Consider the following 7554-nt stretch of genomic DNA (forward strand, 5'->3'; position numbering starts at 1 on the left):
AAAAGAGGTATCTCTATAGAATTAGGTTTTACCTATTTTGATCTTCCAAATGGAGAAAGAGCTGGGATAATAGATGTACCAGGACATGAAAAATTTGTAAAAAACATGCTGGCAGGAGTCATAGGTATAGACATAGTTTTACTTGTAGTAGCTGCTGATGAGGGAGTAATGCCGCAAACTTTAGAACATCTAGCTATACTTGATTTACTTGGAATTAAAAAAGGATTTGTAGTTGTAACTAAGACTGATTTGGTCGAAGAAGAGTGGATAGAGCTTGTAGAAGAGGAAATAAGAGAAGAAATACAAGGAACATTTTTAGAAAATGCTCCATTTATAAATGTTTCTTCTACTAAAGACAGAGGTATAAAAGAGGTTATAGAAAAGGTAATGGAGTACTCTGAAGAAATAGAAGAAAAAAGTGACACCGAGTTTACATACTTACCTATAGATAGATCATTTGTTATTTCAGGATTTGGAACAGTAGTTACTGGAACACTTCTTTCTGGTCAAATTAGTATAGGAGATGAAATAGAAATATTTCCTGAAGAAATAAAGGGAAGAGTGAGAACTTTACAAGTACATGATGAGGATGCCCAGGATGCTTTTACAGGGCAAAGAGTTGCTATGAATATAGCTGGAGTAAAAAAAGAAGAAGCGCCTCGTGGAAGTGTTATAGCACCCATAGGAACACTTAAAAAAACTATGATGTTAGATGTAAAGGTAAAACTGTTAAAATCATTGGATAGAAGTATTGAAAATAGAACTAGAGTGAGACTTTATATTGGTACAAAAGAAATTCTTTGTAGAATAGTTCTTTTAGATAGAGATGTACTAAACCCTGGTGAAAACGCATTTGCTCAACTCAGACTTGAAGAAGAAATAGTAGCTAAAAGAGGCGATAGGTTCATAATAAGATTTTATTCACCCATGTTTACGATTGGTGGAGGGGAAGTAGTTGAAACAAATCCAAAAAAGCATAAAAGGTTTGATAATGAACTTATAAATCGATTGGAAATAAAATCTGAAGGTAACGAGGAAGAGATTTTAGAACAAATAATTTTAGATAAAAGTTCAGAATTTCCATCTTTACAAGAGTTAATTTCATATACATCAATGGTTGAAGATATACTAAAGGAAAAAATTAAAGACTTGATAGCTAAAGAAAAAATCATGCAATTTTCCTTGACTAAAGATATATATATTATTCATAAAGATTTCTTTAATACTTTAATAGATAGTATAGAAGAGGAGTTAAATGATTTTCATCTAAAATACCCACTTAAAAACGGTATGTCAAAAGAAGAAATAAGGAGTAAATTTTTAAACAATGCTCCTACAAAACTTGGAGAATCTGTTCTAGATAGGTTTATAGAATTAAACTATTTAGAACAAGATAAAGAATATATTAGACTTAAAAGCTTTGAAATATCATTAAATAAAGAGCAAGAGAATATAAAAGAAAAAATAATAAAATCTATGGAAGATAATGGTTACAATCCTTTAAAAACAGAGGCTATGATAGAAGAGTTAAGTATTGACAAAGAGAACTTTTACCAAGTGTTTAACTATCTAGTAAATATAGGAGAAATTATAAAGTTGGATGAATCGATATTTTTATATAGAAAAGATGTAGACCTGGCAATAAATAAATTAGTAGAGTATATAAATAAAAACACTTCTATTTCTATAGGAGAGTTTAGAGATTTATTAGATAGTAATAGAAAAGTATCTATAGCCCTATTGGAATATACAGATGAAAATAAAGTAACTATAAGAAATGAAAATGAAAGAACATTGTATAAAACAGACTAGAATGTGCTTAAGAGGTGAAATATGTACAAAGAAATACTTATTGCTGGTGAAGATAAAAAAACCATAGACAATCTAAGATACATTTTAAATAAAGATGCATACAAAATAGACTGTGTTTTCACAAATAGAGAATTATTCAAAAAGATAAAAAATAAAGAATATGATCTTGTCATACTAGAAAAAGAAATAGATAATATAGATGGTATAGAGATTTGTAAGGCGATACGAGATTTTTCTACTGTTCCGATAATAGTTTTATCTAAATGTAATAAAGATATGTCTAAAATTTTAGCTTTGGAACACGGAGCAGATGATTACTTGGTAAAACCTTTCAATATTTCTGAACTTAAAGCAAGAATGAAAACAATTTTTAGAAGAATGGAATATAAAACTACTATAAGACCAAAACATAGCTTGAAAATAGATAATTTTACCATAAATTTCTTAAAAAAGATTATCAGTATAAAAGATAAAGATATAAACTTTACTGGAAAAGAATTTGATCTTTTTTATGTATTATCTTCTAATCCAGGCAAAATATTTACTCGTCAAGAGTTATTAGATGAAGTTTGGGGGTATGAACACTATGGTGATGTAAGAACGGTTGATATTCATATAAGAAGAATTAGAGAAAAGATTGAAAAAACTACAGATAAGACTAAATATATAGAAACTAAATGGGGAGAAGGGTATTACTTTAATAATATCAATTTAATATCCTAGTAGTTCTTTATGAATATTATATACTTTAATTTAAAATATAAATATATTATTCAATAGATAAATGTTAAAGACATTATAATTTTTTAATAAATATGAAATTAAAGGAAGTGAAATTTATTATGGAAAAAAGAATATTGGGAAAAACTGATTTTCAAGTAAGTGTAGTGGGATTTGGTGGTATACCTGCTCAAAGATTAAATGAAGAGCAGGTATTAGAATTGCTTACAGAAGCTTACGATCAAGGAATGAATTTTATTGATACCGCTAGAGGTTACATGGCCAGTGAAGAATTAATAGGATATGCACTGGAGAAACTGGGTAGGGATAAGTTTTACTTGGCGACAAAATCCATGGATAAAACTTATAAAGGTATAATAGAAGAGTTTAATCAGAGTCTTTCTTTTCTTGGAACAAGCTATATAGATTTATATCAATTTCATAATATTAAAACTTTTAAAGAATATGATCAAATTATGAGTGATTATGGAGCTTATAAAGCAGTTAAGGAATTAAAAGAGCAAGGTAAAATTAAAGAAATAGGAATTACAAGTCATAGTAAAGAAGTACTTGATATGGCAATAGATACAGGACTTTTTAATACTATACAATATCCATATAATGCAGTCGAAACTCAAGGAGAAGAATTATTTAAAAAAGCTAAGGCAAACAATATTGGTGTAATTGTTATGAAGCCTCTAGCTGGTGGAGCTATTGGAAAAGGGGAAATAGCAATAAGATATATTTTAGATAATCCAAATGTTTCAGTTGTAATACCTGGAATGGATAGTATTTCTCAAGTTTTACAAAATGCCAGAGCTGGAATAGATAGAAGAGCTATGACAGAGGTGGAAAAAGAAAGATTAGCAAAAGAAGCTAGCACCCTAGGAGCTGAATTTTGTAGAAGATGCGGATATTGCTTACCGTGTCCTCAAGAAATAGATATACCTAGTAATTTTTTAATGGAAGGTTACTATACACGATATAATCTTCAGGACTGGGCAAAAGAGAGATACGGAGCAATGTCACCTAAGGCTAGTGATTGTATAGAGTGTGGAATATGCGAGACAAAATGTCCCTATGATCTACCTATAAGAAAAATGTTGAAAGATGTCGTAGAGGTATTTAACTAAGAAAAAGACAGTAATTTTATAAAAGTTAAAGAAATAATTAAAGACATACAAATATAGGCCATAATATCTTATTTAAAACTAGATATTATGGCCTATATTTATATATAAAAGTAGTATTATAATATTTTGTAGTGACAGCTAAAGTTCCAGTATTATAAGCTTATAGGATTTGGTGTTTTAAGACTTATAGTTAATCATACTAAAAAGCTTATAAAATTTTAAAAGAAAAGGATTTTATAGTAAGACAAACAGACAACTTTTAACATTACAAGCTGTGAAATTAAAATAGGGAAAGCATTTCTTGACTCAAAGTTCTATATATGCTAAAATATACTGGTATCAATAATTACAGCATTATGGGGGTAGATGAGTTCTGGTGTGCTCTCTGGTCTTCAAAACCAGCGCGAGGGGTTAAGATCCTCTTGGGTGGGTTCGATTCCCACATACTCCCGCCAATTGACTAAAAGCGACTTAGAGTCGCTTTTTTTATGTTTGTTTTTAATCTTAAAAGAATTATATGGATAGTAACTGAACATAATAGTATTAACTGAAATGAAAGAGAGTGATACTATTGACATTGTTTAAAATCCATAGGATAGCAATAATTATTTCCATTATATTTAACTTAATAACTGCATTTATATCTAAAAAATTAACTAATGATATAAAATGTAGTGTTAAAGAATTAAATTATATAAGAAGAAAACTTAATAGGAGTATATAAAATCTTAAATTTAAATTACTTGTTAATAAGTGGATTTTATTTCAATATAAGTATATATAGACAATGAATATTTTAGAATAAACTCTTTAAACTAATTGAGACAACAAATAGTATAAAGGGTGATAAAAATAAAAAAGACAATAGAATATTCCATTTTGTTTATAATCGGTGGAACACTATATTTTTTACTTGAAAACTTATGGCGAGGGTACTCCCATTTTTCGATGTTTGTTTTAGGTGGATTATGCTTTATATCGATTGGATTGATAAAAAAGGTCTTATTTCCGTCAAAAAACCTATTATTAAAACAACAGCTAATAGCCTGCATAACTATTACAATATTAGAGTTAATATTTGGTTTGATTCTAAATAGTGGATTGGGTTTAGAAGTATGGGACTATAGCGATTTAAAATATAATTTCATGGGTCAAATTTCTTTGTTATATACAATATTATGGTTTTTTCTTTCATTACCAACTATAATTCTTTATGATTATTTGAGACATTGGATGTTTAAAGAAAACAAACCTAAATATAAATATATTTAAAAGACAAAAGGCCATAATATCTGTTAACAGATATTATAGCCTTTTGATAGATAGATTTAATTTTAACTTTTTTCGAAAGAAGTCTCCAACCTTCTATAAGTGGGATATGAATTTCGTTTAGCTATGCCTAATATTGATTAAGAAACTTTGCTATGATATAATCAGTCGTATATAAATAAGGGAGCGATTATATCAATGAAATTAGATGGAAATAATCATTCAGTCTTCTTATTACATTACCACTTAGTATTAGTAGTGAAATATCGAAGAAAAGTATTTGATGATTCTATATCTGACTATGCAAAAGATATGTTTATTAGGATAAGTAAGAAGTATAATATTACTCTAAAAGAGTGGAACCATGACATTGATCATATACATATAATGTTCAAGGCGGAACCAAATACTGAAATATCCAAATTTATAAATGCTTATAAGAGTGCAAGCTCAAGACTTATTAAAAAAGATTTTCCACAAGTTAAGCAGAAACTCTGGAAACAACAATTTTGGTCAAGAAGTTTCTGCCTGATAACAACTGGTGAGGTATCTATAGATGTTATAAAGGAATATATAGAGAATCAAGATAAAAGGTAGGTGAAGTCTATGAACAAAGCTTATAAATTTAGAATATATCCAAAGAAAAGACAGAGAGAATTAATAGAAAAAACTTTTGGTTGCACTAGATTTGTATATAATCATTTTTTAAATCAAAGGATTGAAATATATGAGTCTGAGGGCAAATCTATAGGATACACTAAGCAGCAAAACCAATTGCCAAAGATGAAAAAGGAATTAGGATGGCTTAAAGAAGTTGACAGTACATCTCTGCAGATGTCCATTAGACATTTAGACAGGGCTTTCAAGAATTTCTTTAGAGATAAAAGAGTGGGTTTTCCTAAGTTCAAAAGCAAGAGAAACAATAAGAAATCTTATACAGTAAACTATGTAAATAACAACATTGAGGTAAAGAAGAATAGTATAAAACTTCCAAAGTTAAAATGGGTGCCTGCTAAAGTTCATAGATTCGTAAAAGGAAGACTTATAAATGCTACTATTTCTAAATCATCTACAAATAGATATTATGTTTCTATAATAACCCAATGTGATATAGAACCAATGCCTAAAAGAGAAGGTAATATTGGTATTGACTTAGGATTAAGTCATTTTGCTATTTTTTCTAATGGGGAGAAGATAGATAATCCTAAATACTTGAAAAGCACCTTAGGTAAACTAGCAAAAGAGCAAAGAAAGCTTAGTAGAAAACAAAAATTTAGTAATAATTGGTATAAACAAAAGTATAAAATTTCTAAATTACATGAAAAGATAAAAAATCAAAGGCAGGATTTTCTTCATAAACTATCTAAAAGAATTGTTGATGAAAACCAAATTATCATTCTTGAAGATTTATCAGTTAAGGATATGATGAAGAATAAAAAATTATCTAGAGATATTTCTGATGTAAGTTGGTATAAATTCTATTCTTATTTGGAGTATAAATCAAAATGGCAGGGTAGAACTATTCATAAAATAGATAGATGGTTTCCAAGTAGTAAAACCTGTTCTCATTGTGGATATGTTGCTAAAAACATACCCCTAAATATTAGAAAATGGAATTGTTCTAACTGTGATGCTAGAGACATAGATAGAGATATCAATGCAAGCATAAATATACTTAGAGAAGGACTAAAAGAAATAAGAAGATAAGATGTAGTGTAATTATAAATTACCGTAGGGACTACGGGTAGAGCCTATGGAGAGTCAAATGAGACCTTCTGTATTATCGAAGGCACAACTCTATGAATTAGGAAAATTTCTAGTACAAGATACTAGAAGCCACTACTTCTAAGCCTATAGGCGAAAGTGGTGGTAGTTCACTAAATAATTAAGGACTAGTAGATATAGGATTGATATTGACTGGTAAAGATGTTATCATTATAAAATAATAGTGGCAGATATGATATAGAGATATTCTTATAAAAATGTACATTTTTTAAATGATGGAATATATATTTAAGACTTATCTTTTATAAGATGAAAATTAAAATAAAAAGGAGCATTTTAAAATGATAACAAAGAAAAAAGGGGAAAAAGATTTTAAATTAATATTAAAAAGGTTGTTTTTTATATTTTTAGCAAATATATTGTGTGCTATAGCTTTTAATGGTTTCTTAATACCTGGAAAACTACTCAGTGGTGGAGTTGGAGGTATAGGTATAATGGTACAATATTTAACTAATATATCTTCAGGTATTGTAATATTTGTAATAAATATACCTATATTTTTAGTAGCTGTAAAGATGGTAGATAGAGATTTTGCAATTTATTGTTTTATATCTATGGTTTTACTTTCAACTCTTCTTACTTTTACTAGGGATATATCAAAATATATTCCAATAGAAGATGTTTTGCTTAGAGGAGTGTTTGGAGGAGTAATAAATGGAGTTGGAATGGGACTTTTATTTAGAAATAGATCTTCCCAAGGAGGATTTGATATAATAGCTGTTATTTTAAAAAGAAAATATAATATGAATCTAGGCTCGGCTCTTATGATGTTTAATACTGTGATAGTAGGGATAGCTTCTATATTATTTGGACTAGATAAAGCGCTTTATACACT

7 protein-coding genes and 1 tRNA gene are annotated in these 7554 nt (G+C 28.4%); all 8 read left to right on the plus strand.

The window, feature by feature from the left end; all coding sequences use genetic code 11:
- Nucleotides 1-1812, plus strand: a 1812-nt coding sequence (selB, locus tag ACTHW2_RS07935; RefSeq protein ID WP_442263410.1) for a selenocysteine-specific translation elongation factor, incomplete at its 5' end; no start/stop codon positions are given.
- Between the two features lie 21 nt (nt 1813-1833).
- The gene (locus tag ACTHW2_RS07940) at nt 1834-2535 is read left to right on the plus strand and encodes a response regulator transcription factor (RefSeq protein ID WP_442263411.1); all 702 of its coding nucleotides are present in this window, start codon (nt 1834-1836) and stop codon (nt 2533-2535) included.
- Between the two features lie 92 nt (nt 2536-2627).
- Complete coding sequence (locus ACTHW2_RS07945) at nt 2628-3665, plus strand: aldo/keto reductase (RefSeq protein WP_442263412.1); 1038 nt, start codon at nt 2628-2630, stop codon at nt 3663-3665.
- Between the two features lie 358 nt (nt 3666-4023).
- Nucleotides 4024-4120: transfer RNA gene (locus tag ACTHW2_RS07950), tRNA-Sec, on the plus strand.
- Between the two features lie 388 nt (nt 4121-4508).
- The gene (locus ACTHW2_RS07955) at nt 4509-4937 is read left to right on the plus strand and encodes a putative ABC transporter permease (RefSeq protein WP_442263413.1); all 429 of its coding nucleotides are present in this window, start codon (nt 4509-4511) and stop codon (nt 4935-4937) included.
- 195 nt (nt 4938-5132) lie between these two features.
- Nucleotides 5133-5531, plus strand: coding sequence for an IS200/IS605 family transposase (gene tnpA / locus ACTHW2_RS07960; RefSeq protein ID WP_442263414.1), 399 nt, complete (start codon nt 5133-5135; stop codon nt 5529-5531).
- A 9-nt stretch (nt 5532-5540) separates the two neighbouring features.
- Nucleotides 5541-6641 (plus strand): IS200/IS605 family element RNA-guided endonuclease TnpB, encoded by a 1101-nt coding sequence (tnpB, locus tag ACTHW2_RS07965; RefSeq protein ID WP_442263416.1) that lies wholly within the window; start codon nt 5541-5543, stop codon nt 6639-6641.
- Nucleotides 6642-7000: 359 nt separating this feature from the next.
- Nucleotides 7001-7554: YitT family protein (locus ACTHW2_RS07970; RefSeq protein ID WP_442263417.1), on the plus strand; the 554-nt coding region annotated here is incomplete at its 3' end.

It is taken from the genome of Tissierella sp., assembly GCF_052089545.1.
GTDB lineage: Bacteria > Bacillota > Clostridia > Tissierellales > Tissierellaceae > Tissierella_A.

Coding starts and splice junctions, on each gene's coding strand:
- ACTHW2_RS07945 (WP_442263412.1), top strand. CDS start 2,628: ATGAAATTAAAGGAAGTGAAATTTATTATGGAAAAAAGAATATTGGGA.
- tnpA (WP_442263414.1), top strand. CDS start 5,133: ATGAAATTAGATGGAAATAATCATTCAGTCTTCTTATTACATTACCAC.
- tnpB (WP_442263416.1), top strand. CDS start 5,541: ATGAACAAAGCTTATAAATTTAGAATATATCCAAAGAAAAGACAGAGA.
- ACTHW2_RS07940 (WP_442263411.1), top strand. CDS start 1,834: ATGTACAAAGAAATACTTATTGCTGGTGAAGATAAAAAAACCATAGAC.